Raw genomic sequence first — 16,747 nt, 5'->3', positions numbered from 1 at the left:
GTTTGAGAATCCAGATCCAAACGGAGACGGAAACCCAGCTGATGCTCAAGATACAGATGGAGACGGTACACCAGACTACTTAGATGTAGATGATGACGGTGATGGTATTCCTACAGCAGATGAAAATCCAGATCCAAATGGAGACGGAGATCCTTCAGACGCTCAAGATACAGACGGCGATGGTACACCAGACTACTTAGATGTAGATGATGACGGTGATGTTTTTCCTACAGCCGATGAAAATCCAGATCCAAATGGAGACGGAGATCCTTCTGACGCTCAAGATACAGACGGCGATGGTACACCAGACTACTTAGATGCTGATGATGATAATGACGGTATTATAGCATACAATGAAGGTGGAAATATTGATACAGATGGTGATGGATTACCAAACTATTTAGATCAAGATGCTGATGGAGATGGAATTCCTGATAATGTTGAAGCACAAACAACAGTTGGTTATATTGCTCCTTCTGGAGTTGATGCAAACAACAATGGAATTGACGATGCTTATGATACAGGATTAACACCTATTGATACAGATGGTGATGGAACTAATGATATGTTTGATTTAGATTCAGACAATGATGGAGTTCATGATCAATATGAGACTGGAGTTGATTTGGCTGGTACAGATACAGATAATGATGGTTTAGATGACAATGTTGATACTACACCAGGTTATGATGATCCAAATGGAGTTTTTGTAACACCTGGCGACGATCTTCAAGATACTGATGGTACAGAAGATGTTGACTATAGAGACATCGATGACGATGGAGATGGATTAGATACAGAAATTGAACATGGTGATGAAAATGGTGATGGTAATCCAGACGATGCATTTGATTCAGATGGTGATGGTACGCCAGATTATTTAGAGTTTAATAATCACGCACCTTCAACAGATGATTTAGAAATTTTCAACTTAGTTACTCCAAATGGAGATGGTGATAATGATGTTTTCGTAATCAGAAATATTGAATTGTATCCAGATAATACTGTTGAGATTTATAACAGATGGGGTATCTTGGTTTATGAAGTTTCAAGTTATAATCCAAGTGAAGGAAGAGCATTTGTTGGTCTTTCTGAAGGAAGAGTAACAATTAGTCAAGCTTCTGAATTACCAGTAGGAACATACTTCTATGTAGTGAAATATAGAAACAGTGCCGGAAACAACAAAGAACGTTCAGGATATTTATATATTAATAGATAAAAAGCTTTAAGGGGAAGCAATTCCCCTTTAGCAATTATAAAAAGTGAAAAAAATGAAAAAAAGATTTTTAATATTTATTGTAACACTTGTAGCTGCATCATCTTATGCACAGCAAGATTCACAATTCACAAATTATATGTACAACACTATTAATATCAACCCTGCATATGCTGGTTCTCGTGGTGTTTTAAGTGTTTTTGGATTGCATAGAAATCAATGGGTGGGATTAGATGGAGCGCCAGTAACAAATACGTTCTCTTTAAACACTCCAATCAATAATTCTAATTTTGGAATTGGTTTTTCTATTGTAAATGATAGAATTGGTCCTTCAGATGATAATTCAATTTCTGCTGATGTTTCTTATTCAGTTAAAACATCTGAAACATTTAAATTATCGTTTGGTATTAAAGCTACGGCTAATCTTTTAAATGTAGATTTTACAAAGTTGAATATTTACAATCCAGGTGATGCTTTAGCTCAATATAATGTGGATAATAAGTTTTCACCAAATGTTGGAGCTGGAGTTTACTTTCATTCAAACAAAACCTATATTGGATTTTCTGTTCCTAATTTCCTAGAAACAAAACATTTTGATAAAGATGAATCTTCTTTTTCTTCAGAATCAGTTGCTTCTGAAAGAATGCATTATTATTTAATTGCAGGTCATGTTTTTGATTTGTCTGGAAATATAAAATTAAAACCTGCAATTTTAACTAAAATGGTTCAAGGTGCACCATTACAAGTTGATTTATCTGCCAATTTCTTATTTAATGATAAATTTACACTTGGAGCAGCTTATCGTTGGGATGCAGCAGCAAGTTTGTTAGCAGGATTCCAAGTTTCAAATTCTTGGTTCATTGGTTATGGATATGATATGGAAGTTACTAAATTGGCTAACTACAATTCTGGTTCGCATGAAATTTTCTTACGCTATGAATTGTTTAAAAATTATGACAAAGTAGTTTCTCCTAGATTCTTCTAAAAAAGATACATTATGAAATTAAAAGTAATATTATTATTGTTCGTATTGAGTGTTTCCTCTGGTTTTGCTCAAAAAGGTAAACTTGCCTCGGCAGATAAAAAATTTGATAACTTAGCCTATATTGATGCCATAGAAATCTATAAAAAAGTTGCTGAAAAAGGGCATAAATCGGTTGATTTATTTCAAAAATTAGGAAACTCATATTATTTCAATGCAAATTTATTAGAAGCTAATAAATGGTATGGCGAATTATTCGCACTAGGTCAAGAAGTTGAACCAGAATACTATTTTAGATATGCACAAACACTAAAATCGGTTGGTGATTATGCAAAAGCGAATGAATATTTAGCTAAATTTTCTCAAAAAACAGCTTCAGATAATCGTGCAAAAATCTTCGAAGGAAATAAAGATTATTTATCAGAAATCAAGAAAAATTCTGGAAGACAAAAAATCGAAGATGCTGGAATAAATTCTGAATTTTCTGATTACGGAGGTTCTTTCTATAAAGAAAATTTTGTATTCACTTCAGCAAGAGATACTGGTGGTGTAGCTAATGTAAAACACAAATGGACAAATGCTTCTTTCTATAATTTATACAGCGCTACTGTTAGTTCTGAAGGTTACTTAGTTGACCCAGAACCATTATCTAAAAAGGTAAATTCTAAGTTTAATGAATCTTCTGCTGTTTTTACAAAAGATGGTAATACGATGTACTTTACACGTAATAATTTCATTAATGGAAAACAAAAAATGGATGCTTCAAAAACAACTTTGTTGAAGTTATATAAAGCTACAAAAGATGATGAAGGCAAATGGGCAAATGTTGTTGAGTTACCGTTTAATAGTAACGATTACAGTTGCGCGCATCCAGCATTAAGTCCAGATGATAAAACACTGTATTTTGCATCAAACATGCCAGGAACTGTAGGTCAATCAGATATTTTTAAAGTTGCAATTAATGCAGATGGTTCTTTTGGAACACCAGAAAGTTTAGGTGGTGGAATTAATACCGAAGCTCGTGAAACATTTCCTTTTGTAACTGATGAAAATGAGATTTTCTTTGCTTCTGACGGACAATTAGGTTTAGGTGGTTTAGATGTTTTTTCTGTAAAAGTTTACGAAGACGGAACCATGTCAAAAGTATTTAACGTTGGTTCACCAGTAAATAGTCAACAAGACGATTTTGCTTATTTGATTGATTCAAAAACTAAATTCGGGTTTTTCTCATCAAACAGAGAAGGCGGAAAAGGAAACGATGATATTTACAAATTTGTAGAGCAAATTCCGTTACCATACAACTGCAAACAAATTGTTTCAGGTGTTATCACAGATGAAGAAACAAAAGAAGTTTTAGCAAATGCAAAAGTTACTTTGTTTGATGAAGACATGAATGTAATTAGCGATATGATTGCTAATGAAAAAGGTGAATACAAATTTGAAGAATTAGAATGCGAAAAAACATATTTTGTTAGAGCAGAAAGTAAAGATTACGAAACAGTTGAAACTTCTGTAGTAACAGGAAGTGCACCTGGAGAAACTACTGCAAAATTACCAATCACAAAACGTGTAAAACAAGTTGGTGTTGGTTCAGATTTAGCAAAAGCATTTGATATCAAAATCATTTATTTTGATTTAGATAAATCAAACATTAGACCTGATGCAGCATTACAATTAGAAAAAATTCTTCAAGTAATGAAACAATATCCTACGATGAAAGTAGATGTTCGTTCGCATACAGATTGTCGTCAAACGGCAAAATATAATCAAGCGTTATCAGATAGAAGAGCAAAAGCTACAATTGCTTGGTTAGTTAAAAATGGTGTTGCTGCCGATAGATTAACTGGTAAAGGTTACGGTGAATCGCAATTAGTAAATGATTGTGGATGCGAACCAACTAATGAATCTAAATGTTCTGAAGAAGAGCATCAAGCTAATAGAAGAAGTGAATTTATTATTACAGCAATGTAAGAGCGTTATAATTCAGTTTGAAAAGCATCAAGAAATTGATGCTTTTTTTGTTAATAGTAGGTTATAAATGTTGTTAAATACTTCTGAATTGTTATTTTTGTCGATTACAACTTAAAATGTATAAATTTTATGAAAATTAGTCGCCTGATTATTTTTGTTTTTTTACTAACACAGTCATTCCTTTTTGCCCAAAACAAAGAAGTTTTATTTACAATCGATAATCATCCGTATTATACAGATGAATTTGTAAGAGTTTACAATAAAAATCTTGATTTGGTAAAAGACGATTCTCAAAAAGATTTAGATAAATACCTAGAGTTGTTTTTAGGCTATAAACTTAAAGTTGAAAAAGCAAACAAACTTGGCTTACAAAATTCGGTTACTTATCAAAACGAATTAAAATCATATCGCAATCAGCTTTCAAAAAATTATGTAAACGATTCTAAAGTTACTAACGAGTTGGTGCAAGAAGCTTACAATCGCATGACAAAAGAAGTGCGCGCTTCACATATCTTAATTTTAGTTGATGAAGGTGCTTCACCAGAAGATACACTAAAAGCATTCAATAAAATTAAAGATATCAAAAACAGATTAAATGCTGGAGAAGATTTTGTGAAAGTTGCTCAGCAGTTTTCGGAAGATCCTTCGGTAAAAGAAAACAATGGAGATTTAGGTTACTTTTCTGCTTTTAGAATGGTTTATCCTTTTGAAAATGCTGCATTTAATACAAATGTTGGAGAAGTTTCAAAACCATTTAGAACTCGTTTTGGTTATCATTTAGTAAAAGTTGTAGATAAAAGAGATAATAGAGGAGAAGTAACTGTTGCTCACATTATGATTGTAAAACCATCCACTCCAGATGCGCAATTAGAAGCTAAAGCGAAACAAACTATTGATGATATTTATCAAAAAATTCAGCAAGGTGAAGGTTTTGAAAGTTTAGCAAATCAATTTTCTGAAGATAAATCTTCTGCTTCAAAAGGTGGTGTTTTACAACGTTTTGGTTCTGGACAATTAAGTTCGGAAGAATTTGAAAATGTTGCTTTTTCACTTCAAAACAAGAATGATATTTCTAAGCCATTTCAATCACAATTTGGATGGCATATTGTTAAGTTAATTGACAAACATCCAGTTCTATCTTTAACTGATATGAAAAATGAATTAGAAGAAAAAGTTAGAAAAGACGAACGTTCGTTGTTAATCACAAATTCATTAGCAAAAAAATTAAGAGCAAAATACCCACAAACAAAAGATTCAAAAGTATTGGCTTCTGTAAAAAAAATCATTACAGATGACTTTTATTCACAAACTTGGGAAACACCATTAAATTTAAAAGACTACAATAAAACTATTTTGACAATTAACAAATCAAAACAAGTTTCTGCAGTTGCATTTTTAAATTTTATTCATGTACAGCAAAAGTCAAAAATCAAAACAAAGCCAATCTCAAAATTGGTTGATGAATTGTTTGAAAAATTTATTGATGAACAAGTAACAACCTATTATAATGAAAATTTAGAAAACGAATTTCCAGAATTCAAATATGTAATGGATGAATACAGAGATGGTTTATTATTGTTTGATTTGATGGATAGAGAAATCTGGACAAAAGCAAAAACAGATACGTTAGGTTTATCTAATTATTTCAAGCAAAATATCCAAAATTATCAATGGAAAAAACGTTTTGATGCAAACATCTTTTCATCAACAGATAAAGATGTAATTGCAAAGGCTAAAAAGTTTTTAGAAAAAGGAAAATCAATCGATTACATTAAAGAAAAACTAAATAAAGATGGTAAGATAAATATTATGGTAAAATCTGGTCTTTTTGAAGAAGATTATGATATTTTACCACAATACACAAATTTATCAAAAGGGGTATCAAATGTAGTTACAAAAGACCAATATCATTTTGTGGTTGAAGTCAAAGAAGTTAAACAAGCCGAAGCAAAAAAACTAACCGATTGTACAGGAAAAGCAGTAAACGATTATCAGCAATATTTAGAAAGCAATTGGGTTAACGAATTAAGAAAAGAGTTTGATGTTAAAGTTAATGCTGCAGTTTTTGAAACAATAAAGAAACAATTACAACAGTAAATGAAGATTTGGATTCAAATAGTTTTACTTACATTTTTGGTTACTTCTTGCGACTATTTTAGAGCGCCAAAAGAACCAAAAGCCATTGCGCGTGTAGGAAAAAGTTATTTGTATTTAGAAGATATTGCTAATTTAGTTCCAAGTGGCACTTCAAAAAAAGATAGCATTGCAATTGTAAAATCATTTATTGACAGATGGGCAACACAAAAATTATTATTTGAAGCTTCTGAAAGAAATATAAGTAAAGCAAAAGTTTCCGAATTTAATGAGTTAATAGATCAATATAAAGTTGATTTGTATACAAAAGCGTATTTAGAAGATTTGGTAATTAGACAAATCGATACAGTAGTTACCGAAGCACAAATAGAAAGTTATTACAATACAAATAAGCAGTTTTTTAAAAATTCTTCGGAGTTAGTTAAAATGCGATACATCAATTTAGTTAAAGAAAATCCAAAATTTGCGAATATTAAAGCAAAGTTTAGTTCCTTTACCAAAAAAGATAGAAAAGAGTTAGAACAGCAAGCAGTTAAGTTCAAAAGTTATGCATTTAACGACTCAATTTGGGTAGACATTAACCAAGTGTATGAAAAATTACCCTTTGTAAATATTGAAAATAAAAACAAATATATATCGAGTGGTATTAATTTTGATTATCCAGATTCAACCACTGTGTGGTTGGTAAAAGTGAACAAAGTTTTGCCAAAGGATAGTCCAACACCTTTAGAGTTTTTAAAACCAACAATAAAGCAGATTATCATTAACAATAGAAAATTAGAATTAATAAATACATTAGAAAAAGAGATTACCAATGATGCAATCAATGACAATAAATATGAAATTTATAAATAGCAAGTTCCTTTTACCATTTTTATTAGTAACTACTACAATAGCTTTTGCTCAAAAGAAAGAAAAAGTTGACGGAGTAGTTGCTGTAGTAGGCGATTATATCGTTTTAGATTCTGATATTGATTTAGAATTTATCCAACTAAAAGCACAAGGAATTGATACTAAAAATATTACACGTTGCGAATTATTTGGAAAACAATTAGAAGATAAATTATACGCACATCAAGCTATTCAAGATAGTATTGTAGTTACTGATGCAGAAGTAAATAGCTATATGAATGAGCAAATTGATGCTATGGTAGAACAAGTTGGTGGAATGGATAAAGTATTAAAATTCTACAAAAAGAAAAACGAAGAAGAGTTTAGAAGTTACTTTTATGACATCATAAAAATGAACAAGTTAACTTCTCAAATGCAAAAAAAGATTGTCGATGAAGTAACCATTACTCCAGAGGAAGTTAGAAATTTCTTTAAAGCAATTCCAGCTGATGAAATTCCAACATTTGGAGCCGAAATGGAAGTTGCTCAAATTGTAGTTAAACCTGTAATTACAGAAGAAGAAAAAAATAGAGTTATTGAAAAGTTAAAAGAAATCCGTCAAGATGTATTAACAGGTTCGAGTTTCTTTAGTAAAGCGGTTTTATTTTCTGAAGATCCAGGTTCAAGTTCAAATGGAGGTTTTTATAAAATGAATCGTAAAACTCAATTCGTAAAAGAATTTAAAGATGTTGCATTTAGTTTAGCTGAAGGTGAAATCTCAGAACCTTTTGAAACCGAATTTGGTTATCATATTATTATGGTTGAAAAAATTAAAGGGCAAGAAGTTGAATTACGTCATATTTTAATTTCTCCAAAAGTTTCATCACAAGCAATAAAAGATGCAAAGACTAAAATAGAAACAATAAAAGCTAAAATAGATAGTAAAGAAATTTCGTTTGCAGATGCAGCTAAATCCTCATCAGATGAAAAAGAAACAAAAAATAATGGTGGGGTTTTATTAAATCCAAGAACAATGGAACCAAGATTTGAATTAACAAAAATGGATCCAGCTTTATATGCTCAAGTATCTGAATTAAAAGATGGAGAAGTTTCAATGCCAATTTTAGATGAAGAACGTGGTGGTGCAAAATTCTACAAAATAATCACAGTTAATAACAGAACAGAAGAACATCAAGCTGATTTTTCTAAAGACTATTTAAAAATTAAAGAGTTAGCACTTCGCGATAAGCAAATTAAAGAAATTGCTAAATGGACTGAAGAAAAAATTAAAGAAACATACATTAAAATCAGTGACGATTATAAAGATTGTCAATTTACCAACAATTGGTTAAAAAAATAAATTATCTAACCCTTTGAATTTTCAGAGGGTTTTTTATTATTTTAGAGGTTTAATAATTTTAAGTTGAAAGTTTAAAAGTAATTGTTGAAAGAAATGTTTTTCATTCCCTACTTCCAGCTTCCAACTCCTAACTATAATATTCAATATGTCAGACGTAGCAGCCATTCAGGAATTAGTTCAAAGACAAAAAGCATTAAAGCAAGAAATAGCTAAAGTAATTGTGGGTCAGGATGAAGTAGTACATCAAATAGTGATGAGTATTTTTTCCGGAGGTCACGCTTTGCTTATTGGTGTTCCCGGATTAGCTAAAACTTTAATGGTAAATACCATTTCGCAAGCTTTAGGATTGAATTTCAAAAGAATTCAGTTCACACCCGATTTAATGCCTTCCGATATTTTAGGAAGTGAAATTTTAGATGAAAATCGTCATTTTAAGTTTATTAAAGGACCGATTTTCTCTAATATTATCTTGGCTGACGAAATCAATAGAACGCCTCCAAAAACGCAAGCAGCATTGTTAGAAGCTATGCAAGAACGTGCTGTAACCGTTGCCGGACATCATTATAAATTAGATTTGCCATATTTTGTATTAGCAACTCAAAATCCAATTGAGCAAGAAGGAACGTATCCGTTACCAGAAGCGCAATTAGACCGTTTTATGTTTGCCGTAAAATTAGATTATCCAAGTTTTCAAGAAGAAGTTGATGTAGTAAAAGCAACAACATCCGATTTTAAACCAGTGGTAAATCCTTTATTCACTGCACAGGAAATTATCGATTTCCAAAATGTAATTCGAAAAATTCCCGTAGCTGATAATGTAATTGAGTATGCAGTTTCGTTAGTAAGCAAAACGCGTCCAGATAATCCGTTATCAAACGAATTTGTAAAAACGTATATCGATTGGGGTGCAGGACCAAGAGCTTCACAAAATTTAATTTTAGCAGCAAAAACCAATGCCGCTTTTAATGGAAAATTCTCACCAGATATCGAAGATGTTCAAGCGGTGGCAACAGGAATTCTGCGTCATAGAATCGTAAAAAATTACAAAGCCGATGCCGAAGGAATTTCGGAAGATGATATTATTAAAAAGCTGTTTTAAACAGCTTTTTTTTATTACTTTAGTAAATCAATAAAGGAATTTGGAACCCAATTTAAAAGAAAGAATCTTCGGTTTAGATGTATTACGAGCTACTGCTATTATAATGGTAGTGAGTTCACATGTGTTATGGATTTATCCAAAAAGCAACGCTTTTATCCCAACATTATTCGAGCTTTTTGGTTTTTGGGGCGTAGAACTTTTCTTTGTTTTGAGTGGTTTTTTGATTGGTTCAATTCTGTATAAAACATTCATTAACGAAAATTTTACTTTAAAATCAGTTTTTCATTTCTTAAAAAGACGCTGGTTTCGAACATTACCTAACTATTATTTGGTATTGGTTTTAAACATTTTGATTGCTTTTTTTCTTGGATTCTCGATTGAAAACACAGGAAGTTATTTCCTCTTTTTGCAAAATTTCAAATCAAAATCACCTGCCTTTTTTCCAGAGTCATGGAGTTTGTCAATAGAAGAATTTACATATTTGCTTTTGCCATTTTCATTGTTTTTTGTGGGATTAATTAAGGTGAAAAACAAGTCAAAATTATTTTTATTGGTAATTGTAGCTTTGATTCTGTTTTTCTGGATGAATAAATTTTATTATCATTCCCAACATAAAATTTCGAATTTATCAGAATGGAATTTAAATTTAAAATCGGTTTTGATTTATCGTATTGATGCTATTTTGATTGGAGTTTTAGTCGCGTGGTTTTCTTTTAATTATAATAGTATTTGGAAACATTTTAAAGGGATTTTTGCTATAATAGGCTTTGGAATTTTATTCTTTTTAATGTTTGGAATTATTCCACTGAATCTGACAATAGAACAAAATCCGTTTTTTTGGAATGTTTTGTATTTGCCAATTACTTCAGTCGCTTTTGCATTTTTGTTACCTTTCTTCTCCGAATGGAAAACGTACACTAATCCAGTTTTGTATCCTGTTGAATTGATAAGTAAAATTTCATATTCTATTTATTTACTTCATTACAGTATTATACTACAATTGTTGAAGGTTTTTATGGATACTACTCAAATGTCTACAACAGAACGTCATTTTTTTACTTTAATTTATCTAACAATCACTTTTTTATTATCTTACATTTTGTACAGATTTTACGAAAAACCAATGATGAATTTAAGAGATAAACAATAATTTAGCTCACCTCTTTTGTGACTCTCATAAAATTGAATATTGTTTTTTGATAATTTAATAAAACTTTCATTTTAAATTACGAATTATTCAATATATTTTTATTTTATTCGTTTTTATTGAAAAATAAACATCAAAATAGAATCTTTATAAATAATAATTCTTCTATTTAGGCTTTTTATTAAAAATTTTTAAATCTGATTAAGATTTATTAAATTTGTGCCACCAAAAAAATACAACAAACACTAATTAACTTATTTATAGTATGGCATTAGCTACTGAAATGAATCTTTATAAAGAGTATATTAAAGAAATTGAAGAAAGAAAAGGTCAAGGATTACACCCAAAACCAATTGATAGAGCTGATTTGTTAAACGAAATCATTGCTCAAATTAAAGATACAAACAATGCAAACAGAGAAGATTGTTTGAAGTTTTTTATCTATAACACTTTACCAGGAACAACTCCTGCAGCTGGAGCGAAAGCTAAATTCTTAAAAGAGATTATTCTTGGACAAGAAGTAGTTGCTGAAATTACTCCTGCTTTTGCTTTTGAATTGTTATCACACATGAAAGGTGGACCTTCAATTGAGGTTTTATTAGATTTAGCTTTAGGAAATGATTCAAATATTGCAAAGCAAGCAGCGGATGTTTTAAAAACTCAAGTCTATCTTTACGATGCAGATATGGCTCGTATTAAAGAAGCTTTTGAAAATGGAAATGTAGTTGCAAAAGACATTTTAGAAAGCTATGCAAAAGCAGAATTCTTTACAAAACTTCCAGAAATTGCAGAAGAAATTAAAGTAGTAACATTCATCGCTGGAGAAGGCGATATTTCAACTGACTTATTATCTCCAGGTAATCAAGCGCACTCGCGTTCTGACCGTGAATTACACGGAAAATGTATGATTACGCCTCAAGCCCAAGAAGAAATTAAAGCATTACAAGCGCAACATCCAGATAAATCGGTAATGTTAATTGCTGAAAAAGGAACAATGGGTGTAGGTTCTTCTCGTATGTCGGGTGTAAATAACGTAGCACTTTGGACAGGTAAACAAGCAAGTCCTTATGTACCATTTGTAAATTTTGCTCCAATCGTAGGGGGAACAAACGGAATTTCTCCAATTTTCTTAACTACAGTTGACGTTACAGGAGGAATAGGTTTAGATTTGAAAAACTGGGTAAAAAAGACAGATGCTAATGGAGAAGTAGTTCGTAATGAAAGTGGTGATCCAGTTTTAGAAGAAGTATATTCAGTAGCAACTGGAACGGTTCTTACCATCAATACAAAAACAAAAAAATTATATAACGGAGACAAAGAATTAATCGACATTTCTAAAGCATTCACGCCACAGAAAATGGAATTCATCAAAGCTGGTGGTTCTTATGCAATTGTTTTCGGTAAAAAAATCCAAACTTTCGCAGCTAAAACTCTTGGAATTGAAGCGCCACTAGTTTATGCACCTTCAAAAGAAGTTTCAGTTGAAGGACAAGGTCTTACGGCAGTTGAGAAAATCTTCAATAGAAATGCAGTAGGAACAATTTCTAAAAAAGCATTACATGCAGGTTCAGATGTTCGTGTTACTGTAAATATCGTAGGTTCTCAAGATACTACTGGTTTAATGACAGCTCAAGAATTAGAATCAATGGCTGCAACGGTTATTTCTCCAATTGTCGACGGAGCTTATCAATCAGGTTGTCATACGGCTTCTGTTTGGGATAAAAAAGCACAAGCTAATATTCCAAAATTAATGCAATTCATGAACGACTTCGGTTTAATCACAGCTCGTGATCCAAAAGGAGTTTATCATGCGATGACTGACGTAATTCACAAAGTGTTAAATGATATTACAGTAGATGAATGGGCTATCATTATTGGTGGAGATTCTCATACAAGAATGTCTAAAGGTGTGGCATTTGGTGCAGATTCAGGAACGGTTGCTTTGGCTCTTGCTACAGGTGAAGCTTCAATGCCAATTCCAGAATCAGTAAAAGTAACGTTCAAAGGTTCAATGGCAAGTTACATGGATTTCCGTGATGTGGTACACGCAACACAAGCTCAAATGCTACATAAATTTGGAGGTGAAAACGTTTTCCAAGGAAGAATTATTGAAGTACATTTAGGAACATTAACTGCTGACCAAGCGTTTACATTTACAGATTGGACTGCTGAAATGAAAGCAAAAGCTTCCATTTGTATTTCTGAAGATGAAACGTTAATCGAGTCATTAGAAATTGCAAAAGGAAGAATCCAAATCATGATTGATAAAGGCATGGATAACAAAAACCGTGTACTTCAAGGATTAATTGACAAAGCAAACAAACGTATTGCTGAAATCAAATCAGGTGAAAAACCAGCTTTACGTCCAGATGCTAATGCAAAATACTATGCAGAAGTTGAAGTAGATTTAGATCAAATCGCGGAACCAATGATTGCTGACCCAGATGTAAATAATAAAGACGTTTCTAAAAGATATACGCACGATACAATCCGACCTTTATCTTTCTACGGAGGTGATAAAAAAGTAGATTTAGGATTCATCGGTTCTTGTATGGTTCACAAAGGCGATATGAAAATATTAGCGCAAATGCTTAAAAATATCGAGAGACAACAAGGTAAAGTAGAATTCAAAGCGCCATTAGTAGTTGCTCCACCAACATACAACATTGTTGACGAATTAAAAGCAGAAGGCGATTGGGAAGTATTACAAAAATATTCAGGATTCGAATTTGATGATAATGCACCAAAAGCAGCAGCTCGTACAGAATACGAAAACATGTTGTACTTAGAGCGTCCAGGGTGTAACCTTTGTATGGGTAACCAAGAAAAAGCATCAAAAGGAGATACAGTTATGGCAACATCAACTCGTTTATTCCAAGGTCGTGTGGTTGAAGATACAGCAGAGAAAAAAGGAGAATCATTATTATCATCTACTCCAGTGGTAGTTTTATCAACAGTATTAGGTAGAACACCTTCAATTGAAGAATATAAACTAGCAGTAGAAGGAATCAACTTAACTAAGTTTGCTCCGTCTCACAAATTGTTGGTAGGATAATACAATCAATTATAATAATAAAAAAAAGTCTAAGCTCTGCTTAGGCTTTTTTTATTTTTTATCTGTCTATTTTTTTGTAAATTAGGAGGTTTAAAATAACATAACTAAATAAAATTATTACTATGGCATTCGATATTGAAATGATTGAAAAAGTGTACGCTAATATGGCGGATAGAGTGGATAAAGCTCGAGACATTGTTGGACGTCCATTAACATTGTCTGAGAAAATTTTGTATTCGCATTTATGGGAAGGAATGCCAACTCAGGCATTCACAAGAGGTAAAGATTATGTAGACTTCGCTCCAGACAGAGTAGCATGTCAAGATGCAACAGCCCAAATGGCATTATTACAATTCATGCACGCTGGGAAAAAGACAGTTGCAGTTCCCACAACAGTTCACTGCGACCATTTAATTTTAGCAAAAAATGGTGCTAGAGAAGATTTAGCATTAGCAAATAAACAATCCAAAGAAGTTTTCGATTTTCTTTCATCTGTTTCAAACAAATACGGAATTGGATTTTGGAAACCAGGTTCGGGAATTATCCATCAAATTGTTTTAGAAAACTACGCTTTCCCAGGCGGTTTGATGATAGGTACAGATTCACATACAGTAAATGCTGGTGGTTTAGGGATGTTGGCCATTGGTGTTGGTGGTGCAGATGCGGTAGATGTAATGTCGGGCATGTCTTGGGAATTAAAATTTCCAAAATTAATCGGAGTAAAATTAATAGGTAAATTATCTGGATGGACTGCTCCAAAAGATGTAATTTTAAAAGTAGCCGATATCTTAACTGTAAAAGGTGGAACGGGAGCTATTGTTGAATATTTTGGTGAAGGTGCAGAAGCAATGTCATGTACGGGTAAAGGAACTATTTGTAACATGGGTGCTGAAATTGGAGCAACAACTTCAACTTTTGGTTACGATGATTCTATGCGTAGATATTTAGCAGCAACAGGTCGTCAAGATGTGGTAAATGCTGCCGATAAAGTAGCTTCTTACTTAACAGCTGATGCCGAAGTATATGCCAATCCAGCACAATATTTTGATCAATTAATCGAAATCAACTTATCAGAATTAGAGCCACACATTAACGGACCATTTACACCAGATAGAGGAACGCCAGTTTCTAAAATGAAAGAAGAAGCTACCGCAAACGGATGGCCTTTAAAAGTAGAATGGGGATTAATCGGTTCTTGTACCAACTCTTCTTACGAGGATATGGCACGTGCAGCTTCTATCGTTAGACAAGCGGTGGAACACGGAATTACTCCAAAAGCAGAATTCGGGATTAATCCAGGTTCAGAGCAAATTCGTTATACGATTGAAAGAGACGGTATTATTGCCGATTTCGAAAAAATGGGAACTAAAGTATTTACAAATGCTTGTGGACCTTGTATCGGACAATGGGATAGAGAAGGGGCAGACAAACAAGAAAAAAATACCATCGTGCATTCGTTTAACCGAAACTTTTCAAAAAGAGCCGATGGTAATCCAAATACACATGCTTTTGTAACTTCTCCAGAAATGGTAGCAGCTTTAGCAATTTCAGGGCGTTTAGATTTTAATCCGTTAACCGATACTTTGTTGAATGATAAAGGCGAAGCAGTTAAATTGACTGCTCCATTTGGTGATGAATTGCCAAAGCGAGGTTTTGATGTAGAAGATGCAGGTTTCCAAGCGCCAGCAGCAGACGGTTCTTCGGTACAAGTTGCCGTTTCTGAAACTTCAGATCGTTTGCAATTGTTGGCACCTTTTGATGCATGGGATGGTAAAAATTATACAGGAGCTAAATTGTTAATCAAAGCTTTTGGAAAATGTACTACCGACCATATTTCGATGGCTGGACCTTGGTTGCGTTTCCGTGGGCATTTAGATAATATTTCAAATAATATGTTAATTGGAGCCGAAAATGCATTCAATGGTAAAGCAAATTCCGTTAAAAATCAATTAACAGGTGTTTATGATGCAGTTCCGGCTGTTCAAAGAGCTTACAAAGCAGCGGGAGTTCCTTCCATTGTTGTTGGTGATCATAATTATGGAGAAGGTTCTTCACGTGAGCATGCCGCTATGGAGCCTCGTTTCTTAGGTGTGAAGGCAGTTTTAGTGAAATCATTCGCACGTATTCATGAAACCAATTTGAAAAAACAAGGAATGTTAGCTTTAACCTTTGCTAACGAATCAGATTATGATAAAATTCAAGAAGATGATACTATCAATTTCTTAGATTTAACTGAATTTGCACCAGGTAAACCATTAGCATTAGAATTTGTTCATGCTGATGGAACAAAAGATATAATTTCAGCAAATCATACTTACAACGACAGTCAAATTGGTTGGTTTGTGGCTGGTTCTGCTTTAAACTTGATTGCAGCTGGTAAAGCGTAATTGGATTATATTTTATTTAAAAACTCCTATGTACTGTAGGAGTTTTTAATTTCTAATTTACTATTTTTGAAAAAAAAATATGATGAAAAAAACTTTAATCCTTTTGTTTCTTGTAGTGGTTGTCGTAGCAACATTTGTTCTTTTTAAGGGCTACTCAAACTCAAGTAATTTACCTGAACCAAATTATATTGAATTTGAAAAACAGCAAGTAGTAAGTTTCTTTGAATGGTCGTTAATTGGTCCAACAGGAAAAACTAAAAACATTTATATTGACCAAGGAAATGTAATGATTATTCATTTTTGGGACGCTAAGAACTCTAAATCAGTTGAAGAGTTAGAAACTTTTCAAAAATTGTATGATGATTACAAAACTAAAGCACAGTTTTATTTTGTAACAAGCAATTCGCAACCTGAAGTTAGAGCTTTTATAGAGAAAAATAAGTATAGTTTTCCTGTTTTTTTTAGTTTGAGTCCACTACCAAAGCCTTTAGAAAATAAAATAATTCCATCTACTTATGTGTTGAATAAAAAGGGTAGAATTATTGTTGATTCTAAAGTTTCTGCCAACTGGAATTCAGATGGTTTTAGAAAAGTTTTAGACGAAT

General features: G+C 32.4%; 11 protein-coding genes. All 11 read left to right on the top strand.

Annotation, left to right across the window (positions count from 1 at the left end; genetic code table 11):
* Positions 1–1,219: T9SS type B sorting domain-containing protein (locus tag M9Q43_RS05835; protein ID WP_262318024.1), on the top strand; the 1,219-nt coding region annotated here is incomplete at its 5' end.
* 52 nt (positions 1,220–1,271) lie between these two features.
* Positions 1,272–2,201: a PorP/SprF family type IX secretion system membrane protein gene (locus M9Q43_RS05830; protein ID WP_262318023.1), complete on the top strand. Its 930-nt coding sequence runs from the start codon at positions 1,272–1,274 to the stop codon at positions 2,199–2,201.
* Between the two features lie 12 nt (positions 2,202–2,213).
* On the top strand, positions 2,214–4,169 hold the full coding sequence (locus M9Q43_RS05825) for an OmpA family protein (RefSeq protein WP_262318022.1): 1,956 nt from the start codon (positions 2,214–2,216) through the stop codon (positions 4,167–4,169).
* 129 nt (positions 4,170–4,298) lie between these two features.
* On the top strand, positions 4,299–6,266 hold the full coding sequence (locus M9Q43_RS05820; protein WP_262318021.1) for a peptidylprolyl isomerase: 1,968 nt from the start codon (positions 4,299–4,301) through the stop codon (positions 6,264–6,266).
* Positions 6,267–7,118: a hypothetical protein gene (locus M9Q43_RS05815; RefSeq protein WP_262318020.1), complete on the top strand. Its 852-nt coding sequence runs from the start codon at positions 6,267–6,269 to the stop codon at positions 7,116–7,118.
* Entirely contained in the window at positions 7,081–8,454 is a 1,374-nt protein-coding gene (locus M9Q43_RS05810) for a peptidylprolyl isomerase (protein ID WP_262318026.1), read from the top strand. Before M9Q43_RS05815 ends, M9Q43_RS05810 begins: the two co-directional genes overlap by 38 nt.
* A gap of 145 nt (positions 8,455–8,599) precedes the next feature.
* Positions 8,600–9,553, top strand: coding sequence for an AAA family ATPase (locus tag M9Q43_RS05805; protein ID WP_262318019.1), 954 nt, complete (start codon positions 8,600–8,602; stop codon positions 9,551–9,553).
* Positions 9,554–9,593: 40 nt separating this feature from the next.
* Entirely contained in the window at positions 9,594–10,703 is a 1,110-nt protein-coding gene (locus M9Q43_RS05800; RefSeq protein WP_262318018.1) for an acyltransferase family protein, read from the top strand.
* Positions 10,704–10,983: 280 nt separating this feature from the next.
* Positions 10,984–13,755 carry a bifunctional aconitate hydratase 2/2-methylisocitrate dehydratase gene (locus M9Q43_RS05795; RefSeq protein ID WP_262318025.1) on the top strand — a complete coding sequence of 924 codons (2,772 nt, stop codon included), beginning with the start codon at positions 10,984–10,986 and terminating at the stop codon, positions 13,753–13,755.
* A gap of 122 nt (positions 13,756–13,877) precedes the next feature.
* Entirely contained in the window at positions 13,878–16,142 is a 2,265-nt protein-coding gene (locus tag M9Q43_RS05790; RefSeq protein WP_262318017.1) for an aconitate hydratase, read from the top strand.
* A 79-nt stretch (positions 16,143–16,221) separates the two neighbouring features.
* A partial coding sequence (locus M9Q43_RS05785; protein ID WP_262318016.1) for a TlpA disulfide reductase family protein occupies positions 16,222–16,747 on the top strand: 526 nt, incomplete at its 3' end.

Source organism: Flavobacterium odoriferum, assembly GCF_025499515.1.
Lineage (GTDB): Bacteria > Bacteroidota > Bacteroidia > Flavobacteriales > Flavobacteriaceae > Flavobacterium > Flavobacterium odoriferum.
Note: the sequence above shows the minus strand (reverse complement) of the source record. Positions and strands in the feature narration are given on the sequence as shown.